The organism is Actinomadura sp. KC06, assembly GCF_004348735.1.
In the GTDB taxonomy this organism is placed as follows: Bacteria; Actinomycetota; Actinomycetes; order Streptosporangiales; family Streptosporangiaceae; genus Spirillospora.
Genome location: NZ_SMKT01000366.1, coordinates 1 through 1951, shown reverse-complemented (window position 1 = coordinate 1951; position 1951 = coordinate 1). Strand labels below are relative to the sequence as shown.

The 1951-nt window shown below is 72.5% G+C and carries 3 protein-coding genes; all 3 read left to right on the top strand.

What is annotated here, in order from left to right:
- Nucleotides 1–291, top strand: a 291-nt coding sequence (locus tag E1287_RS43050; protein WP_207934823.1) for a chorismate-binding protein, incomplete at its 5' end; no start/stop codon positions are given.
- Nucleotides 292–360: 69 nt separating this feature from the next.
- The gene (locus E1287_RS43045) at nucleotides 361–843 is read left to right on the top strand and encodes a cation:proton antiporter regulatory subunit (protein ID WP_131971888.1); all 483 of its coding nucleotides are present in this window, start codon (nucleotides 361–363) and stop codon (nucleotides 841–843) included.
- A 5-nt stretch (nucleotides 844–848) separates the two neighbouring features.
- A partial coding sequence (locus E1287_RS43040; protein ID WP_131971886.1) for a cation:proton antiporter occupies nucleotides 849–1951 on the top strand: 1103 nt, incomplete at its 3' end.

Sequence of the window (1951 nt, the reverse complement as noted above, 5' to 3'; positions counted from 1 at the left end):
ACCCCCGCCGTCTGCGGCACCCCCACCGACACCGCCCTCGACCTCATCCGCGAACTCGAAGGCATGGACCGCGGCCGCTACGCCGGCCCCGTCGGCTGGGTCGACGCCCGCGGCGACGGCGAATGGGGCATCGCCCTGCGCTGCGCCGAACTCGACGGCACCCGCGCACGCCTCTTCGCCGGCTGCGGCATCGTCGCCGACTCCGACCCCGCCGCCGAACTCGCCGAAGCCCGCACCAAATTCCGCGTCATGCGCGACGCCCTCCAAGGCCAGGACGCCCCGCGACACTGACCCCCGCCACCCGCCCGGTACCGTCGTCCACGACCCGGACCAGAACGAAACCGAAGGAACACCAGCACCGTGGACGTCGAACGGACCGCCCTGCCCGGCATCGGCCTGCAACACGTCATGACCACCGCACGCGGCCGCCAGATCGGCGTCATCTCCCACCGCACCGGCCGCCGCGACCTCGTCATCTACGACAGGGAAGACCCCGACACCTGCATCGCCACCGTCGCCCTGGCCGCCGACGAGGCCAACGCCATCGCCGAACTCCTCGGCACCGGACGCATCCTCGAACACCTCGCCGAACTCCACCGCCAAGTCGACGGCCTGGTCACCGAACAGATCCCCATCGCCCCCGGCTCCCCCTACGACGGACGACCCCTCGCCGACACCCGCTCCCGCACCCGCACCGGCGCCTCCATCGTCGCCGTCGTCCGCCAAGGACAGGTCATCGCCAGCCCACGCCCCGACTTCACCTTCACCGCCGGCGACATCATCGTCGTCGTCGGCACCGGCGAAGGCACCGCAGCCGTCGCCCAGATCCTCGCCGACGGCTGACCCGCATGGACTCAGCCGTCCAGCTCATCGAACTCGGCGCCATCATCCTCGCCCTCGGCCTCCTCGGCGCCGTGTCCGTCCGCTTCTCCATCTCCCCCATCCCCCTCTACCTCATCGCCGGCCTCGCCTTCGGCTCCGGCGGCATCCTCCCCCTCACCACCAGCGAAGACTTCGTCTCCATCGGCGCCGAAGTCGGCGTCATCCTGCTCCTGTTCACCCTCGGCCTCGAATACACCGCCGACGAACTCGTCGCCACCCTCCGCACCTCCGCACCCGTCGGGCTCGCCGACCTCGTCCTCAACGCCGCCCCCGGCGCCATCGCCGCCCTCCTGCTCGGCTGGGGACCCGTCGCCGCCGTCGCCATGGCCGGCGTCACCTACGTCACCTCCTCCGGCATCACCGCCAAGGTCATCGGCGACCTCGGCTGGCTCGGCAACCGCGAAACCCCCGCCGTCCTGTCCGTCCTGGTCTTCGAAGACCTCGCCATGGCCGCCTACCTGCCCATCCTCACCGCCCTCCTCGCCGGCGCCGGACTCCTCGGCGGCGCCGCCGCACTCGCCATCGCCGCCGCCACCATCACCGCCATCCTCTTCGTCGCCCTCCGCCACGGCGCACTCGTCGAACGCTTCGTCGCCTCCCCCAGCGAAGAGGTCCTCCTCCTCAAAGTCCTCGGCCTCACCCTCCTCGTCGCCGGCATCGCCCAGCAGCTCCAGGTCTCCGCCGCCGTCGGCGCCTTCCTCGTCGGCATCGCCCTGTCCGGCCCCCTCGCCCACACCGCCCAGAAACTCCTCAGCCCCCTCCGCGACCTGTTCGCCGCCGTCTTCTTCGTCTTCTTCGGCCTCCACACCGACCCCGGCGACCTGCCGCCCGTCCTCGGCGTCGCCGCACTCCTCGCCGCCGCGGGCATCCTCACCAAACTCGCCACCGGCTGGATCGCCGCACGCCGCGCCGGCGTCGCCACCACCGGACGCCTCCGCGCCGGCGCCGCCCTCACCCCCCGCGGCGAGTTCAACATCGTCATCGCCGGACTCGCCGTCAGCGCCGGCACCAACCCCCGCCTCGGCCCCCTCGCCGCCGCCTACGTCCTCATCCTCGCCGTCGCCGGACC